The organism is Gemmatimonadota bacterium, from assembly GCA_040388625.1.
Lineage (GTDB): Bacteria > Gemmatimonadota > Gemmatimonadetes > Gemmatimonadales > Gemmatimonadaceae > Fen-1247.
Map to the genome: position 1 here is coordinate 573,368 of JAZKBK010000001.1, position 15,975 is coordinate 589,342.

At 62.9% G+C, this 15,975-nt stretch carries 18 protein-coding genes; all 18 read right to left on the reverse strand.

Going from position 1 to position 15,975, the window contains the following annotated elements; all coding sequences use genetic code 11:
• Positions 1–981, reverse strand: coding sequence for a KpsF/GutQ family sugar-phosphate isomerase (locus tag V4529_02645; protein ID MES2357220.1), 981 nt, complete (start codon positions 979–981; stop codon positions 1–3).
• Positions 960–1,763: a 3-deoxy-8-phosphooctulonate synthase gene (kdsA, locus tag V4529_02650; GenBank protein MES2357221.1), complete on the reverse strand. Its 804-nt coding sequence runs from the start codon at positions 1,761–1,763 to the stop codon at positions 960–962. Before kdsA ends, V4529_02645 begins: the two co-directional genes overlap by 22 nt.
• The gene (locus V4529_02655; protein MES2357222.1) at positions 1,760–3,433 is read right to left on the reverse strand and encodes a CTP synthase; all 1,674 of its coding nucleotides are present in this window, start codon (positions 3,431–3,433) and stop codon (positions 1,760–1,762) included. The genes kdsA and V4529_02655 overlap by 4 nt, the downstream gene beginning before the upstream one ends.
• Before the next feature lie 5 nt (positions 3,434–3,438).
• Positions 3,439–4,200, reverse strand: a complete 762-nt coding sequence (kdsB, locus tag V4529_02660; protein ID MES2357223.1) for a 3-deoxy-manno-octulosonate cytidylyltransferase — start codon at positions 4,198–4,200, stop codon at positions 3,439–3,441.
• 131 nt (positions 4,201–4,331) lie between these two features.
• Positions 4,332–5,462, reverse strand: coding sequence for a hypothetical protein (locus V4529_02665; GenBank protein MES2357224.1), 1,131 nt, complete (start codon positions 5,460–5,462; stop codon positions 4,332–4,334).
• A complete protein-coding gene (locus V4529_02670) occupies positions 5,459–6,034 on the reverse strand; it encodes an aminodeoxychorismate/anthranilate synthase component II (protein MES2357225.1) in 576 nt (191 codons plus the stop codon). The genes V4529_02665 and V4529_02670 overlap by 4 nt, the downstream gene beginning before the upstream one ends.
• A complete protein-coding gene (gene xerD, locus V4529_02675) occupies positions 6,031–6,975 on the reverse strand; it encodes a site-specific tyrosine recombinase XerD (protein MES2357226.1) in 945 nt (314 codons plus the stop codon). Before xerD ends, V4529_02670 begins: the two co-directional genes overlap by 4 nt.
• Positions 6,965–7,453: a 2-C-methyl-D-erythritol 2,4-cyclodiphosphate synthase gene (gene ispF / locus V4529_02680; GenBank protein ID MES2357227.1), complete on the reverse strand. Its 489-nt coding sequence runs from the start codon at positions 7,451–7,453 to the stop codon at positions 6,965–6,967. Before ispF ends, xerD begins: the two co-directional genes overlap by 11 nt.
• Positions 7,454–7,455: 2 nt before the next feature.
• On the reverse strand, positions 7,456–8,478 hold the full coding sequence (gene mqnC / locus V4529_02685; protein ID MES2357228.1) for a cyclic dehypoxanthinyl futalosine synthase: 1,023 nt from the start codon (positions 8,476–8,478) through the stop codon (positions 7,456–7,458).
• Between the two features lie 3 nt (positions 8,479–8,481).
• Complete coding sequence (locus tag V4529_02690; protein ID MES2357229.1) at positions 8,482–9,297, reverse strand: menaquinone biosynthesis protein; 816 nt, start codon at positions 9,295–9,297, stop codon at positions 8,482–8,484.
• 15 nt (positions 9,298–9,312) lie between these two features.
• Entirely contained in the window at positions 9,313–10,473 is a 1,161-nt protein-coding gene (gene mqnE / locus V4529_02695; protein ID MES2357230.1) for an aminofutalosine synthase MqnE, read from the reverse strand.
• Positions 10,474–10,481: 8 nt separating this feature from the next.
• Complete coding sequence (gene fabF, locus V4529_02700) at positions 10,482–11,732, reverse strand: beta-ketoacyl-ACP synthase II (protein MES2357231.1); 1,251 nt, start codon at positions 11,730–11,732, stop codon at positions 10,482–10,484.
• Complete coding sequence (locus V4529_02705) at positions 11,732–11,971, reverse strand: acyl carrier protein (GenBank protein ID MES2357232.1); 240 nt, start codon at positions 11,969–11,971, stop codon at positions 11,732–11,734. The genes fabF and V4529_02705 overlap by 1 nt, the downstream gene beginning before the upstream one ends.
• A gap of 80 nt (positions 11,972–12,051) precedes the next feature.
• Positions 12,052–12,792 (reverse strand): 3-oxoacyl-[acyl-carrier-protein] reductase, encoded by a 741-nt coding sequence (fabG, locus tag V4529_02710; GenBank protein MES2357233.1) that lies wholly within the window; start codon positions 12,790–12,792, stop codon positions 12,052–12,054.
• On the reverse strand, positions 12,789–13,727 hold the full coding sequence (gene fabD / locus V4529_02715) for an ACP S-malonyltransferase (GenBank protein MES2357234.1): 939 nt from the start codon (positions 13,725–13,727) through the stop codon (positions 12,789–12,791). The genes fabG and fabD overlap by 4 nt, the downstream gene beginning before the upstream one ends.
• Before the next feature lie 24 nt (positions 13,728–13,751).
• Positions 13,752–14,747 carry a beta-ketoacyl-ACP synthase III gene (locus V4529_02720; protein ID MES2357235.1) on the reverse strand — a complete coding sequence of 332 codons (996 nt, stop codon included), beginning with the start codon at positions 14,745–14,747 and terminating at the stop codon, positions 13,752–13,754.
• Positions 14,744–15,781 carry a phosphate acyltransferase PlsX gene (gene plsX, locus V4529_02725; protein MES2357236.1) on the reverse strand — a complete coding sequence of 346 codons (1,038 nt, stop codon included), beginning with the start codon at positions 15,779–15,781 and terminating at the stop codon, positions 14,744–14,746. Before plsX ends, V4529_02720 begins: the two co-directional genes overlap by 4 nt.
• A complete protein-coding gene (gene rpmF, locus V4529_02730; protein ID MES2357237.1) occupies positions 15,782–15,964 on the reverse strand; it encodes a 50S ribosomal protein L32 in 183 nt (60 codons plus the stop codon).
• Positions 15,965–15,975: the final 11 nt, after the last annotated feature.

Sequence of the window (15,975 nt, forward strand, 5' to 3'; positions counted from 1 at the left end):
TCAAGCCACCCCCGCGCGCATGAGATCGTGCAGGTGCACCACACCGACGAGCGAACCATCCTGCGCTACAACCGGCATCGCCATGATGCCGTGCTCTTCCATTCGATGCACCGCGGCACTCCCGAGCTCCTCGGGATCGGCAACCCTTGGAGACCGGTTCATCACGTCGGACACGCCAACGCGCAGAACATCCATCTCGCGCTCCATCAGACGCGTCAGATCGCCGGCCGTCATTATGCCGCTCACGTGCCGCACCTCGTCGATGATCATCACGATTCCACGCCTCTCGGCCAGCTCAACGATCGCCTGGCGCACTGTCGCCGTCGGAGGTAGCGTCGGCAGCGAGTCGGTCAGCATCACGTCGCGAACGCGTGTGAGAAGCTTGCGACCCAGCGCGCCGCCAGGATGAAAGCGCGCGAAGTCGTCTGCACCGAATCCCTTCTCCTCGAGCAACGCAACCGCGAGCGCGTCGCCGAGCGCGAGCGCAACAGTGGTGCTCGTGGTCGGGACGAGTCCATGCAGGCAGGCCTCCTCGCGTACCCACGCGTCGAGCGTCTCGTCGGCGTGGGAAGCCAACGTCGATTCCCGATCGCCCGTGATCGCGATCGTCCGCACTCCGAGTCGCTTGAGATGATCCAGCAACGGCAGCAGTTCATCCGATTCGCCGCTCTTGGAGATGAGAATCGCGACGTCCGCCTCTCCCACGATTCCGAGATCGCCGTGGATGCTGTCCGCAGCGTGCAGAAAAACCGCAGGGGTTCCTGTAGATGTGAGGGTCGCCGCGATCTTTCTTCCGATCAATCCCGACTTGCCGACGCCACACACGATCACGCGACCGCGCGCAGTGGCTATCATCTCGACGGCGCGCACGAACTCGTCGCCCAGGCGCGACTCGGCCTCGGAGATCGCCTCGGCTTCGAGGCGGAGAACGCGACGGCCGCGCGCCGCGACACCGGCGTTCAACGACGTACTCGTGCCCATAGATCCACCATGCGATCGACGAGGTCGGGCAGATCCGTGAGCGGCAGCATGTTCGGCCCGTCACTCGGCGCGCTATCGGGCGTCGGGTGGGTTTCTATGAAGACGCCGTCCGCGCCAGCTGCGACTGCGGCGAGTGCGAGCGTCGGGATGAATTCACGTGCTCCGCCGCTGGAACCACCAATGCCCTGACCCGGACGCTGCACGCTATGCGTGGCGTCGAAGATCACCGGCGCGTCACACGCTGATTTGAGGCGCGGAAATGCGCGCATGTCGACTACCAGATCGCCGTAACCGAAGAACGTTCCGCGCTCCGTAACCGCGACCTCGTCACCGCCAGCCTCGCGCACCTTGTCCAGTGCACCGCGCATTCCTTCCGGGTGCATCCACTGGCCCTTCTTCACATTCACAGGGCGACCCGTCGCGCCGGCCGCATGCAGCAGGTCCGTTTGGCGACAGAGAAAGGCAGGAATCTGCAACACGTCCACCTGACGCGCGACTGCCGCGCACTGCTCCGGCAGATGAACGTCGGTGAGCACCGGAAGCCCCGTCGATGCTCGCACGCGACCTAGCGCGGCAATGCCCTCGTCCAGACCCGGTCCACGCGCGGCTCCAGCGTTGGAGCGGTTAGCCTTGTCGAAGCTAGCCTTGTATATGACTCCGCCGGGAACGCGCTCCTCGATCCGGAGTAGCGCCTCGGCGACTTCCAGATTCAACGCGTCGTCCTGGAGTACGCACGGCCCCGCGATTAGAAAGAACCTGTCGCGCGGAAAGAGCGAGCTCACGACAGAGATTCGGTTCCGACACGTGATTCGGCGCTCTGCGACGCCGCCACGCTCGCATGCTCTGCCGCGGCTGCGATGAACCCGGCGAACAATGGATGCGGGCGAGTGGGGCGCGACTTGAGCTCCGGATGGAACTGGCAGCCGAGATACCAGGGATGCGTCTGCAGCTCGACGATCTCGACCAGCGAGCCATCCGGCGACAGACCGGATAGCGTGAGGCCATGTTCGATGAAGCCATCGCGGAACGCATTCGATACCTCGTAGCGATGCCGGTGCCGTTCGCTTACCTGCTGCGTGCCGTACATGGCTGCCGCACGCGTGCCCTCGCCGAGCCTGCACGGATACTGGCCCAGTCGCATCGTGCCACCCATGTCGGTTACGTGCTGCTGCGACTCCATGAGAGAGATGACGGCGTTCCCGCAATCCGGCGCGAACTCGCTGGAGTTGCTGTCATCGAGTCCCATGACGTTGCGCGCGAACTCGACAATTGCCACCTGCATGCCGAGGCAGATACCGAAGAACGGCAGCCCGGCTTCGCGCGCATACCGGATCGCCTCGACCATTCCCTCCACACCGCGCACGCCGAATCCACCCGGCACGAGCAACCCGTCGTACTCCGCTAGTATCTCGCGTGTGCGCTCGCGCGACGTGAACGTGTCGCTCGAGATCCATGACATGTCCACACCGACGTTGTTCGCGATGCCACCGTGGATCAGCGCTTCCTGCACACTCTTGTAGCTGTCGATGAACTCGGTGTACTTCCCGACCACCGCAATCTTCACTCTCCGCGATGGAGCGATGATGCGCTGCACCAGTCGGCGCCATTGCGTGAGATCCGGCGCGCGTTTGCCGAGCAGGCCGAGGCGGTGCATCACGCGCTCGTCTGCTCCCTGTTCGTGGAAGACGAGTGGGATCTGGTAGATCGTCGGAACATCGCGACTCTCGACCACTGCGCCGAACTCGACGTTACAGAAGAGCGCGATCTTCCGCTTGACGTCTTCGGAAAGGGCGCGCTCGGTTCGGCAGATGAGAATGTCGGGCTGTATTCCGAGCTGCATGAGCTCGCGCACGGAATGTTGCGTCGGTTTCGTCTTCACTTCGCCGGCAGCCGCGATGAACGGAACCAGTGTGAGATGGATGAATATTCCATTCTCGCGCCCGATCTCCTGCCGGAACTGGCGCACGGCTTCGAGAAACGGCTGCGATTCGATGTCGCCGACCGTTCCTCCGATCTCGACTATAACAACGTCGTTGTCCGGAGCGAGGCGCTTCATCGCGGACTTGATCTCATCCGTGATATGCGGAATCACCTGCACGGTGGAACCGAGGTACTCGCCCCGCCGTTCCTTTGTAATGACGTTGAGATAGATGCGCCCCGTCGTCACGTTGTTCATCTGTGACAGCGAGCGGTCTATGAAACGTTCGTAGTGCCCGAGATCGAGATCCGTCTCCGCGCCGTCGTCGGTAACGAACACCTCGCCGTGCTGGAACGGCGACATGGTTCCGGGGTCGACGTTCAGATACGGATCGAATTTCATGATCGTGACGCGCATGCCGCGCTCGACCAGCAGTCGTCCGATCGACGCCGCCGCGATCCCCTTCCCCAGTGACGATACGACACCACCGGTGACGAAGATGTAGCGCGTCTGCTGCGAGGACTCAGTTCTCATTGCCATCATTGCTCTCCCGCCGCGAACGAGCGCCATCGCTCATTCGCAGCCCGTAGGTCCTCTTCAGTATCTATTCCGCATTCGGCGGGCTCGTTGATTACAGCAACGCCGATGTTCATCCCATGTGCAAGCGGCCGCAACTGCTCCAGTCGCTCGATGTCTTCGAGTGGATGCGGCGGAAGCGCCATCCACTGCGCGAGCGCGTCCCGCGTGTAGGAGTAGACGCCGATGTGTTGCAAGGTAAGCGGGTGCCTGAGCGGCGCGTCAGCGCCTTCGCGTAGAAAGGGGATCGGCGCGCGAGAGAAGTACAACGCTCGGCCATCGGTCCCAACCACCACCTTCACTATCGAGGGACGGTCGAATATCTCAGCCGAAGCGGCCGCCGCGACGGTTCCGAGGGTGAACTTCCCGCTCCTGACCACGTCAGCGGCTGCGCCGATGAAGCCGGCCGAGATGAAGGGCTCGTCGCCCTGGACGTTGACGAACGCGTCGTACGAGGCGAACTCGGGGTTGCGGGATACTTCCGCGACGCGCGCGGTGCCCGAGGCGCAATCACTGCTCGTCATCACGACGTCTGCACCGGCCGCTCGCACGACTCTGGCGACCTCGTCGTGGTCGGTCGCGACGACCACCCGGTCGGCGACGCCCATTCTCTCGACTCGTCGCCAGACACGTAGGACGAGCGGCTCTCCTGCGAGGTCGCGAAGCGGCTTCCGGGGGAGCCTGGTGGCCCCGAGGCGGGCCGGGATCACGACCACGGTCTTCATCGCGGTCGAAAAATTGGGGTGCTGGACGCAACTTTCACGCCACCAAAGTTACCATTTGCTGAGTGGCGGCGCAAAGGGGAATTAAGCGCGAATGGTGTTCCGAACGAGCGTTCGATAGCTATGGGCCCGCCTCACGGCCCCAGCGAGATTCCAGCGCCGAAATCGGATTTGTGCGTCCTGGGATTCACGACGTAGTCGAGCGTAAAGATCGAAAGGCCAAGCCGTGCTCCGACGTTCTGGACCGGACGCCCGAATCCACCGACCGCTGCGGCGCCCATCGCAAAGTGCGGAGCGATGTAGGGGCTGCCCAGGATCGGGACATCGACGTTGTTGATCGGAACGACATACAGCGCATCGAGAAAGTACAGGTGGTCGCCACCCATGTTCAGCAGGTCGACTGTCGCGAGTGACCCCGACCCGCCCACATAGGCGTATCGCTGGCGCGGCGTGAAGGAGCTCGTTGCGGTAGCGACGAGATGACCCCGAACATCGAGGTGTTGCCCCGCCACCGTCCTGACGCTCGCGCCCTCGTCGAGCGTGACCTGCTGGAAATTGCCGCCGAGCGGCGTTTTGCCTGCAGCCTCGATCAGCACATTCGCCATGAGGGAAGCAGGCAGCCCTGCGTACTCCAGATGCCCGCCGCCGATGATTGACGTGATGTGGCCTGCGTCGATCTCAGGGTTCGGGCGCTGAATCCCGTTGGCCGTATCGCTGCGATTCAAAAAGCTGAACGGACCGTTGCCGGTCCCGCTTCGCCACCCTGTGGACCAGTCGCGCTCGGCGCGCGCTCCGACGAAAATTGTCGCTGCCTCGACGTCACCCGGCAGATGCAACGACGATGTGAGACGGGCTTCGCCGCGATCGCCGCGGAAATAGTTTCGTGAATCGCTGCCAAGGCCAAGCGAGGTCAGCGAGTTGATGATGTTCGCGCGAATCCAGCTGTCGTTGGTAAACGTGCCGCGCGACCCCGTGAGCGTGAAGCCTACGCTCGAATCGGCGGTGAACTGTCCCACTATCGAGAGTGAAGGATCGATCTTGCCGAGGTGCGAGCGGTACGTAATCGCAGGACTCACGACCAACCTGTCGTCACCGACCGTGAGGGTCGGAGTGAGCGGTACGGACAACCCGTTCACACGATTGTAGGTAGGCAGGTTGTCGAGCGTCAGCGGGAACTCGACGGCAACCTGCGCGTGTGCAGCAGGCGCAGCAATAAAGACCGCTCCGAGTGCAGTCAGTACTCGCGTCAGCAACGATCGGGTCATCGGGTAAGGTCCAGGAAGTTGCGCAGCAGCTGCTTGCCTCCGTCCGTGAGGACGGACTCGGGATGAAACTGCACTCCGTAGACAGGATGCTTACGATGCTGCATCGCGTGAACCTCGGTGCGGTCGTCGTCGCTCCATGCGGTAATCTCCAGATCGGACGGAAGCGACTCCCGATCCACCGTCAGCGAATGATATCGCATCACACGCAACGGATCGGGAAGGCCTGCAAAAAGCCCCGCTCCGTTGTGCCTGACATCCGATGTCTTGCCGTGCATCAATCTGGTCGCGCGAACCACGCGGCCGCCATACGCGGCGCCGATTGCCTGCTGGCCAAGACATACACCGAGTATCGGAATCGACGATCCGTAAGCGCGAATCACGTCAAGCGTGATTCCGGCCTCGGCGGGTGTCCTGGGACCGGGCGACAATACTATCGCACTCGGTGCGAGCACCCCAACCTCGGAGGCCGGAATCTCGTCGTTGCGCCGCACCATGACCTCGGCTCCGAGCTCGCCGAGGTACTGAACGAGATTGTAGGTAAAGGAATCGTAATTGTCGATTACGAGGATCATTTCTGTGTCACATCTGAAAGCCGCTCGCGCGGATGGAACTGCTTGTGAACGGAGCGCAGATACTCACGATCGACGTGCGTGTAGATCTGCGTCGTCGAGATGTCGGCGTGGCCAAGCATTTCCTGTACCGCGCGCAGATCCGCGCCGCCTTCGAGAAGATGCGTCGCGAACGAATGACGTAAGGTATGCGGTGTCACGTGCTTCGTGATACCACTCGCCTCGACGTGCTTGCGAAGGATCTTCCACGCACCCATCCGCGTCATCGGCTCGCCACGCGCGTTGAGAAACAGGATTCCCTCGCCCGATCCCTTCTCCAGCTTTGGCCGCAGCTCGCGCAGGTAGATGGCGACAGCACCCACTGCCTTCCGTCCGATCGGCACCAGTCGCTCCTTCGCCCCCTTGCCGAAGACGCGTACGAGCGACTCGTCGAGCATGAGGTCGCGCACGCCCAGCGTGATCCATTCACCCACGCGGAGACCGGCGCCGTATGCGAGCTCGAGCATCGCGCGATCGCGGAACGCCATGGGCTCGTCCAGTGTCGGAGTCTCTATCAGCTTCGCGACCTCTTCGGCACTCAATACGTCCGGCAGTTCGCGCCAGCGCTTGGGTGTCTCGAGCCGTTCGCTCGGATCGCGCACAACGTGGCCTTCGTTGAGAAGGAACTTGTAGTAAGTGCGTAGCGCCGAGATGTTACGCCGTATCGACGATGGTGCGAGCCCGAGGTCCTTCAGATGATAGATGTACGAGCGGAGCGTCGTCGAGCCGACCTCTTCGGGCGCGTGCGCGCCTTTCGTGAGCGAGTAGTCAGCAAATCGCGCCAGATCGCGGCCGTAGGCCTCGACGGTACGCGGCGACGCACCGTCTTCGAGAGTCAGGAAGTCCGCGAACGGAGCCAGCCAGAAGGCACGCGCGAGGGTCTCTCGCGCCGGTTCAACGCTCACTTGTGAGCGTGGCGACGGCGATGCACGCGATTCCCTCTCCCCGCCCAATCCATCCCATTCCTTCGTTCGTCTTTCCCTTCACACTCACCGCTGGCGCCGCCACGTCCAGTGCATCCGCAAGCCGCGCGCGAATGGCCGGAGCGTGCGGCCCGATGCGTGGAAATTCAGCGATGACCGTAACGTCGATGTTCGTGACGACGAATCCGAGTGCGTGCACGGACGCGACGGCGCTGCGCAGCATCTCGATCGAATCACGACCACTGTTCGCGTCGTCACTGTCCGGAAAGAGCGAGCCGATGTCGCCGGCTGCGGCTGCACCAAGAACCGCGTCGGTAACGGCATGCGAGATCGCATCCGCGTCGGAGTGGCCGATCAGCGAGACATCGGCCGGAATGCTCACGCCGCCGAGTATCAGCGGACCACCGGGTGCGAAGCGATGCGAGTCGTAGCCGATGCCGATACGCGTGCTCGCACCCATAGTCACGCCGCGGTTGTCAGAAGCGAGTAGTCCTGCCGCCTGCGAGACGGAACGAAGCCGGCGTCGCGGATGAGCCGCTCCATCTCGGCCGTGCTCGTGCGATGCGTCGTGTTGGCGGCGGAGACGACGTTCTCCTCGATCATGAGAGAGCCGAAGTCGTTGCAGCCGAAGCGTAGCGCCAGCTGACCGATCTTCATCCCCATCGTGACCCAGCTGGCCTGGAGATTCGGAACATTGTCGAGCACGATGCGCGAGATCGCGACAGTGCGCAGATACTCGGTAGAATCGGTCTTGGGCTGATTGGACATGCGCGGCGTGTTCTCCGGTTGGAGGGGCCAGCAGATGAACGCGGTGAAACCGCCAGTCCGCGCCTGCACTTCGCGTACGCGCTCGAGATGCTCGATGCGCTCTTCCAGTGTCTCGCCGATGCCGTACATCATCGTGACGGAGGTTTTCATTCCTTCCCCGTGTGCGATCTCCATGATCTCGAGCCAGCGATCCGCGCCCGCCTTCTTTTTTGCCACGATATCGCGCACGCGCTGCACGAGAATTTCGCCGCCGCCACCGGGAATGGAATCGAGCCCCGCCGACTGCAGCTCGCGGATCACATCGCGTGCATCCATGCGAAACACCGTCGAGAAGAAGTCGACTTCGCTCGGACTGAATCCGTGAATGTGGATCGGATGGTTGCGCTTGATGTAGCGCATCAGCTCCAGATACCACTCGAACGGGATGTACGGGTTGTGGCCGCCCTGAAGCAGGATCTGAACGGCGCCGAGCGCCTTTGCCTCCTCGATCTTGGCACCGATCTGCTCGAACGAAAGCGTGTAGCCCTCATTGTCCTTGGGCCGGCGGTAGAACGCACAGAATCCGCAATCGGCGACGCAGACGTTGGTGTAGTTGATGTTTCGGTCGACGATGTATGTCACTACGTTGCCCGGGTGCAGCTGTCGCCGGACTTTATCTGCTTCCGCGCCGAGCTCGAGCAGCGAAGCGTTGCGGTAGAAATCGATTATGTCGCGCATTGATCAGGCTGCGGTCAGGAATGAGAGAGTGCCGTTGGGGACGCGTCCCTGCTTGACGAGCCGGCGGAAGAATTCAGTCAGGCCGGCAAGGTGCGGGTAGGAAAGTCTGTAGTCGAGACCCGAGAGGTATTCATCGCAGACTTCGGTCGCGACTCCCGTAGCGTCGTGGGCCTGACGGGCGAGGATCGCGCGATGCGCCACGCCCCAGTCGCGCGACTCGATCAGTCGTGCGTGAACCGCAAGAGCGCGGGACACCTCCACACCGCGCCGCGCAACCCAGACGGCGAAGACGAACGGCAGGTCGGTCCAGCTCTTCCACACCTCGCCGAGATCGTACACGTACGGATAACGGCCGCTGTCGCCGAGGACGAGTGCGGCGTCGCCGATGACGAGACGTGCGTCGTGCGAGTCATCCGCCTGAATGTCGCAGATCTCAGCATCGCCCGGGACGAAATCGGGCAGCGTGTGCCACACATTCTCGAACAGGAGTTGAAGGAGCGCGACGCTCGTCATCGAGCTGCGGGAGACGACGACACTACGCGAGCCCAGCCGCTCGGCGGGCAGCCGCGAGAACAGCATCACGCTGCGAACCGGTCCGTCACAGGAGATCGCAAGATCCGGCAACAGCAGATACCGCTCGGAGTCGCGCGCGTACTCCACGGCGGAGACGACGCTGATGTCGAGCGCGCCGTTCGCCATCATGCCGTTCAGCGCAGTCGGGATACCGTCGACCAGCTCGCCATCGAGCGGGACGATGCCGCGGTCGATCGCACCGTAGACCGGATAGCAGTTGATGTACGGGATGCGTCCGATCTTCATGCGCTCTTCATGCGGCTACGCCGCGCGCTGCGATGAATCGTCGCCGAACGTGCGGACGACGTTGTACAGCGAGTCGCGCTCGACCGGTACGCGACGCGCACCGCGTATCAGCCTGATCAGGTCATCCAGCGACATTCCCTGCGCGGTGTGCGCACCCGCTTCGTGGTAGATCTTCTCCTTCACCACGGTGCCTTCGAGATCGTTCACACCGAACGAGAGCGAAGCCTGCGACAGGCCTGGCGTCACCATTATCCAGTGACTCTTGATGTGATCGAAATTGTCGAGAAAGAGCCGGCCAACCGCGAGGTTGCGGAGATCGTCGAAGCCTGACGTGGCTGTTCCCTCGCGTCCGAGCTCGATCCCGAGCTCGTTGTTGTCCGGGTGATAGGCCAGCGGAACGTACGCGAGAAAGCCCCCCGTCTCGTCCTGCAGATCGCGCAACAGCATGAGATGATCGACGCGATCCTGCATCGACTCCACGTGACCGTAGAGCATCGTGCAGTTGCTGCGGATGCCGAGCCGGTGCGCAGTGCGGTGCACCTCGATCCAGTCCTCGGCAACCAGTTTCTTTTCCGCGATGCTGGCCCGAACCGCCTTGCTGAATATTTCCGCGCCACCGCCAGGCAGCGTATCGAGCCCCGCATCGCGTAGCGTCACGAGCACGTCTTCGATTGACATCTTGTCGATGCGTGCGATGTGGGCGATCTCGACCGCGGTCAGCGCCTTGATGTGAATGTTGGGATGGCGCTGCTTGAGGCCGCGGAACATGTCGGCGTAATACTGCAGGCCGGCCTTCATGTCGAGTCCGCCCACGATGTGGAATTCCCGGGTCAGGCCACCAGTCGAATCCGACTCTTCGAACACTTGTTCGAGACTGTAGTGGTAGGCTCCGTCTTCCTTGGGCAGTCTGGCGAAGGAGCAGAAGACGCAGGTTGTCCGCAGGTAGCAGACGTTGGTCGGATTTATGTGTTGGTTGGAGGCGAATGTCACACGATCGCCGTTCTTGGCGCGATTCACCTGGTCTGCGAGTGAACCGAGTCCGATAATGTCGGGACTCTCGAACAGCGCGAGGCCGTCAGCTGAGTCGAGTCTCGTGCCTGAGGACAGCTTGTCGCCTGCAGCGCGCAGTGCGGGATCGGTGACGAGCGACAGGTCCAGCGTCATTCCCGCGAGCATGCAGTGTATTACCCCTCGAAGCGACGGACAGCCAGGCTGACGTTGTGACCGCCGAAGCCGAAGCTGTTGCTCAGCGCAGCGGTTACAGCCCGCGTGACCGCGACATTAGGCGTGAAGTTGAGATCGAGCTCCGGATCCGGATGCTCGTAGTTGATGGTCGGTGGAATCACGCCTTCGCGGACAACCAGTGCGGAGACGACGAATTCAACGGCACCAGCGGCGCCCAGCATGTGGCCGGTCGCAGACTTGGTGGAACTGACGTTGAGACCCTTCGCATACTCGCCGAACACGGCCTTGATGGCGCGCGTTTCGTTGAGATCGTTGGCCGGCGTGGAGGTGCCGTGTGCGTTGATGTACTGGATATCGCGTGGCTCGAGCCCGGCATCGCGCATCGCACGCTTCATTGCGCGCTGAGCACCTTCGCCGTCCGGTGCCGGTGCGGTGAGGTGATACGCATCACCGGTCGCACCATAGCCGACGATCTCGGCGTAGATGGTCGCACCGCGCTCACGCGCGTGCTCGAGTTCTTCGAGTATGACGATGCCGGCGCCTTCACCCATGACGAAGCCGTCGCGTGTCGCGTCGAACGGACGGGACGCGGTGGACGGGGAATCGTTGCGCTCCGAAAGCGCCTTCATGTTGGCAAAGCCGCCAATCGCCATCGGCGTAACCGTGGCTTCGGCGCCGCCGGTGATCATCACGTCGGCGTCACCGTACTGGATCGTTCTGTACGCGTCGCCGATCGCGTGCGCGGACGTCGCGCATGCGGAAACGGTCGCGTAGTTCGGTCCCTTTGCATTGAACTGCATCGAGACTATCCCGGCGGCGATGTCCGCGATGAACATCGGGATGAAGAAAGGGCTGATCTTGCTCGGGCCCAACTCCCGATACACGTCGTGCTGCTCTTCGAAGCTCTTCAGGCCGCCGATTCCGGATCCTATGATGACGCCGATCCGGTCCGGATCGATTCCGGCCGCCGCAGGGTCGCTGAGCCCGGCATCCGCCATCGCCATTTTAGCGGCGGCGACGGCATACTGAGTGTACACATCGGAGCGTTTGACTTCCTTGCGCTCCATGTACTCGCCAGGGTTGAAATCCTTGACCTCGGCTGCAAACCGCACGGGAAACTTGCTCGCGTCGAATTTGGTGATCGGCGCGACGCCGGACGTGCCAGCCTTGAGAGCTTCCCAAGTCGCCGCCACGGAGTTGCCGACGGGCGTGACAACGCCCATGCCGGTGACGACGACCCTACGCGCCATTACGCAGCGACCTTTCCGTTCAGATACGCGAGCGCATCACCAACGGTGCGCAGTTTCTCTGCGTCTTCGTCGGGAATTTCGATGTTGAATTCCTTCTCGAATTCCATCACCAGCTCGACGATGTCGAGGCTGTCAGCACCGAGATCGTCGATGAATGACGCGCCATCGGTCAGCTTCTCGCGCTCCACGCCAAGCTCGTTGGCGATAATGTCCTTTACCTTCTCCGAATTGTCGGCCATGCGGATCCTCGTACAGTTTGGGGGTAACGTTACAATTTAACCCTGGCCCGGTGGGCCAGGTAGAGAGTGTGACACAGGGGTCAGATCATCCCGCCGTCCACGACCAGGACCTGTCCTGTGATGTACGATGCCAGGTCGGACGCGAGAAAAGCGACCGCTCCGGCGACATCCATGGGAGCCCCTAGGCGTTCCAGCGGGATCTGGCCGGCCATCGCCGACCGCGCTTCCGGCGTCATCGCGGCGGTCATCTCCGTGTCGATGAAGCCGGGTGCTACAGCGTTCGCCAGGATGTTGCGTGAGCCAAGCTCCCTGGCGACCGATTTGGTGAGGCCGATCAGACCGGCCTTGCTGGCAGCGTAGTTCGCCTGCCCCTTGTTGCCGTTGATTCCGACGATGCTGGTGATGTTGATCACCCGCCCCCAGCGACGCTTCATCATGCCGCGCGTCGCCGCGCGGATCGCGACGAAAGCGCCGCGCAGATTTGCGTCGATGACCGTGTTCCAGTCGTCGTCCTTGATGCGCATCAGCAGGTTGTCGCGCGTGAGTCCGGCGTTGTTGACGAGAATGTCGATCCCGCCGAACGCCGCCTCCACATCCGCCACGAGCCTTGTGACGGCTGCAATGTCGCCGACGTCCGCGGCGAAGCCCAGCGCGCCGCCACCGATCTCCGCGGCAACCGACTGACTTCGCTCCAGGTCACGGCCCACCACCGCGACACGCGCTCCGCACTCGGCGAGCGTATTCGCGATCGCACGGCCGATGCCGCGCGTGCTGCCAGTGACCAGCGCATTTCGCCCGGTAAGATCGATCTGAATGGTCATCCCAGAGCCTCCGCAAGCTTGTCGACGTCTGCGGGCGCGCCGACCGCGATGGTGCGTGCGCCCGGCACGAGATGCGATACGAGCCCGCCGAGAACCCTGCCCGGCCCCAGTTCGACATACAGCGAATCAGGATGCGCAGCGGCCATGGCGCGAACCTCGGTCGACCAGCGCACGGGAGAGGTCAACTGCCGAAGCAGCAGCGCGCGGGCTTCGTGGCCGCTCGTGCACGCGTCGGCTGTCACGTTGGTGTAGACGGGGAATTCCGGATCGGTGAGTTCGGTAGTGCGAAGCGCGCCGCTGAATGCGATCTCCGTAGGCTCCATCAACGGCGAGTGAAATGCGCCACTCACCGCTAGTCGCAGCGATCGCTTGGCGCCCGCTTCCTTCGCCAGCTCCATTACGCGCTCGACGCCGGCTGGCTCGCCGGAAACGACCACCTGCTCGTCGTTGTTGTAATTGGCTGGCACGACGAGGCCGGCATCGCGCGACGCCTGCTTGCAGAGTTCGTCGATCGGCGTGTTCAGGTGGCCGAGTATGGCTGCCATCGTGCCTGGACGCTCCGATCCGATGTCGAACATGATCTCGCCACGTTTCCGGACGAGCGTCGCTCCGGGTTCCAGCTCGAGCGATCCGGCAGCATGGTAGGCTGTGAACTCGCCGAGCGAATGGCCCGCAGCCGCAACCACCCGGTTGGCGAGCATGTCGCGCACGGCGGCCCACGCAGCAGCGCCATGCGCGTACAGCGCAGGCTGCGCGTTCTTGGTGAGTGTCAGCTCTTCCTGCGGTCCCTCGAAGCAGAGCGAGCTGAGTGCGAAACCGAGCGCATCGTCGATGCGCTGAAACGTCTCGCGCGCTGCGGGGAACGCGGCTGCGAGATCCTTTCCCATTCCTTGCTTCTGTGATCCCTGTCCGGGAAAAAGCAGGATGACGTTCATTGGTCGCTTGCGGTTCTTGCGGGACTACAGGCGAACGATCGCGGAAGCCCACGTGAAGCCCGCACCGAATGCAACCATCATCACGGTCGAGCCGGGTCCCACGATCTTCTTCTCGATCACCTCGTCGAGCGCGATTGGAATCGACGCGGACGAAGTATTGCCGAAGCGATCCACGTTCACGTACACCTTGTCCATCGAGATGTTTGCGTGCTTCGCTGTCGCTTCGATGATGCGCGTGTTGGCCTGGTGCGGAATGAGAAGGTCGATGTCGGCGGCGCGAAGCTTAGCGGAGTCGAGCGCGCGGTCGGCGGCTTCACTCATCTCGCGCACTGCATGCTTGAACACTTCGCGGCCGGCCATCTTGACGAGATGGCTGCGGTTCTCGAGAATCTCGGGCGTCATCGGATGCGCGGCGCCGCCGTCGGGACGGTACAGCAGGTTCGCGAGGCAACCATCGCTGCGCATGAATGTCGACAGAATACCGGCGCGCTCGCCCGACTTGTTGCGCTGCAGCACGACTGCGCCGGACCCATCGCCGAACAGGACGCACGTGGAGCGGTCCTTCCAGTCGATGATCGCGCTCATCTTCTCGGCGCCTACCACGAGCGCCGTATCGATCGCACCGGAGGCAATCATGCCTTCTGCGACGGTGAGTCCGTACAACCAACCCGAGCACGCCGCCGAGATATCGAATGCGGCCGCGCGCGTTGCGCCGAGCTCGGCCTGAAGATCGACAGCAGTTGCTGGCAGCAGGCGATCGGGCGTCGCGGTGCTCAGAATTATTGCATCGATCTCACCGGCTGTGACTCCTGCGCGAGCCATCGCCTGTCGGGACGCCGTGGCGGCCATCCAGCATGTCGTCTCGGTGTCGGAAGCGATGCGACGCTCATGGATTCCGGTGCGCTCCATGATCCATTCATCGGACGTCTCGATGCCGATCGAGGCGAAGTCGTCGTTGGTGAAGATTCTGGAGGGAAGACCGCGCCCCGTCCCGGTAATACGTGCGACCGTTGGGATCATGATGCGATCGCGGCTGAATGTTTCTGGTCGGATGCGGTGAGACGCTGGCCCATGAGATCGTTCATCTTGCTCTCCACTGCCCGCACGCCGACCTTCACTGCGTTCTTGATGGCGCGCGGTGATGACTTGCCATGTGAGATGATGCTGACACCGCGCACGCCGAGTAGCGGGGCGCCGCCGTGTTCCGAATAATCCAGCTGGCTGAGCGAGCGCGCGAGTGTTTCGGGCTCGATGCCGGCTGACTTCCTGATGAGGCCGACGATCATCGGGGTGACGGCCTCGTAGAACTTGAGTACGACGTTGCCCACGAATCCGTCGCACACCACAACGTCGAGCAGTCCTGCGTCGGTCCTGCCGGCGGGCAGGTCGCGTCCTTCGACATTGCCCACGAAATTGAAATCCGCGGCGGCGAACAGCGCATTGGCTTCCTTGACGACCGCGTTGCCCTTCTCCGGCTCCTCGCCGATGCTCAGCAATCCGATCGCCGGGTTTTCGCGGCCCAGGATGCATTCGGCGTAAACGCCGCCCAGCCAGGCGAACTGGAGCAGCTCGCGGGCGGAGCAATCGACATTGGCGCCGGAATCGAGCACTACTACCGGTCGCTGAGCGGTCGGAAAGAGTGTCGCGATGGCAGGACGGTGAAGGCCGGGCAGGAGCTTGAGGATCAGCGCGGAGGCCGCCATCTGGGCCCCGGTACTGCCAGCCGAGACGAAAGCATCGGACTCACCTTTTACTTGAAGTGTGAGGCCTATCGTCATGGAGTTATTGGGCTTAGCGCGCAGCGCGGCCACCGGCTTATCGGACATGTCGATGATGTCTGGGGCATCGACGATGGATATGCGGCTGCGTTGCGGCGCAAGCGAGGCGTGCTCACCGGCGAGCAACGAGTCGAGCGTGCTCTGGATGAGGTCAGCGCGCCCGACGAGTTGGATACTGTGTGACTGGTCCAGCTCGGCCAGCGCGAGGAGCGCGCCCGCGACTGGAGCGGCGGGGGCAAAGTCGCCCCCCATCGCGTCTAACGCGATGCGGGCCAACTAGGCGCCCTTAGCGGCTACTCTCTGTTTGCCGCCGTAGTAGCCACATTCCTCGCACACGTGGTGCGGGCGTTTGATGGCTTGGCACTGCGGACACTTCTGGAGCGCAATTGCAGGAGCTCCCTTCGCGGTGTTGCGGAGGCGCTTGCGCTGCTTGGATATACGGCGTTTGGGGACGGCCATGGGACGGCTTC

What these genes read in the sequence shown, in the direction of transcription:
- fabD (MES2357234.1), bottom strand. Translation starts at nt 13,727, where the DNA reads ATGAACGTCATCCTGCTTTTTCCCGGACAGGGATCACAGAAGCAAGGA.
- ispF (MES2357227.1), bottom strand. Translation starts at nt 7,453, where the DNA reads ATGGGTGCGAGCACGCGTATCGGCATCGGCTACGACTCGCATCGCTTC.
- V4529_02705 (MES2357232.1), bottom strand. Translation starts at nt 11,971, where the DNA reads ATGGCCGACAATTCGGAGAAGGTAAAGGACATTATCGCCAACGAGCTT.
- fabG (MES2357233.1), bottom strand. Translation starts at nt 12,792, where the DNA reads ATGACCATTCAGATCGATCTTACCGGGCGAAATGCGCTGGTCACTGGC.
- V4529_02645 (MES2357220.1), bottom strand. Translation starts at nt 981, where the DNA reads ATGGGCACGAGTACGTCGTTGAACGCCGGTGTCGCGGCGCGCGGCCGT.
- V4529_02670 (MES2357225.1), bottom strand. Translation starts at nt 6,034, where the DNA reads ATGATCCTCGTAATCGACAATTACGATTCCTTTACCTACAATCTCGTT.
- V4529_02655 (MES2357222.1), bottom strand. Translation starts at nt 3,433, where the DNA reads ATGAGAACTGAGTCCTCGCAGCAGACGCGCTACATCTTCGTCACCGGT.
- V4529_02690 (MES2357229.1), bottom strand. Translation starts at nt 9,297, where the DNA reads ATGAAGATCGGACGCATCCCGTACATCAACTGCTATCCGGTCTACGGT.
- kdsB (MES2357223.1), bottom strand. Translation starts at nt 4,200, where the DNA reads ATGAAGACCGTGGTCGTGATCCCGGCCCGCCTCGGGGCCACCAGGCTC.
- mqnC (MES2357228.1), bottom strand. Translation starts at nt 8,478, where the DNA reads ATGCGCGACATAATCGATTTCTACCGCAACGCTTCGCTGCTCGAGCTC.
- V4529_02665 (MES2357224.1), bottom strand. Translation starts at nt 5,462, where the DNA reads ATGACCCGATCGTTGCTGACGCGAGTACTGACTGCACTCGGAGCGGTC.
- rpmF (MES2357237.1), bottom strand. Translation starts at nt 15,964, where the DNA reads ATGGCCGTCCCCAAACGCCGTATATCCAAGCAGCGCAAGCGCCTCCGC.
- mqnE (MES2357230.1), bottom strand. Translation starts at nt 10,473, where the DNA reads ATGCTCGCGGGAATGACGCTGGACCTGTCGCTCGTCACCGATCCCGCA.
- fabF (MES2357231.1), bottom strand. Translation starts at nt 11,732, where the DNA reads ATGGCGCGTAGGGTCGTCGTCACCGGCATGGGCGTTGTCACGCCCGTC.
- V4529_02720 (MES2357235.1), bottom strand. Translation starts at nt 14,747, where the DNA reads ATGATCCCAACGGTCGCACGTATTACCGGGACGGGGCGCGGTCTTCCC.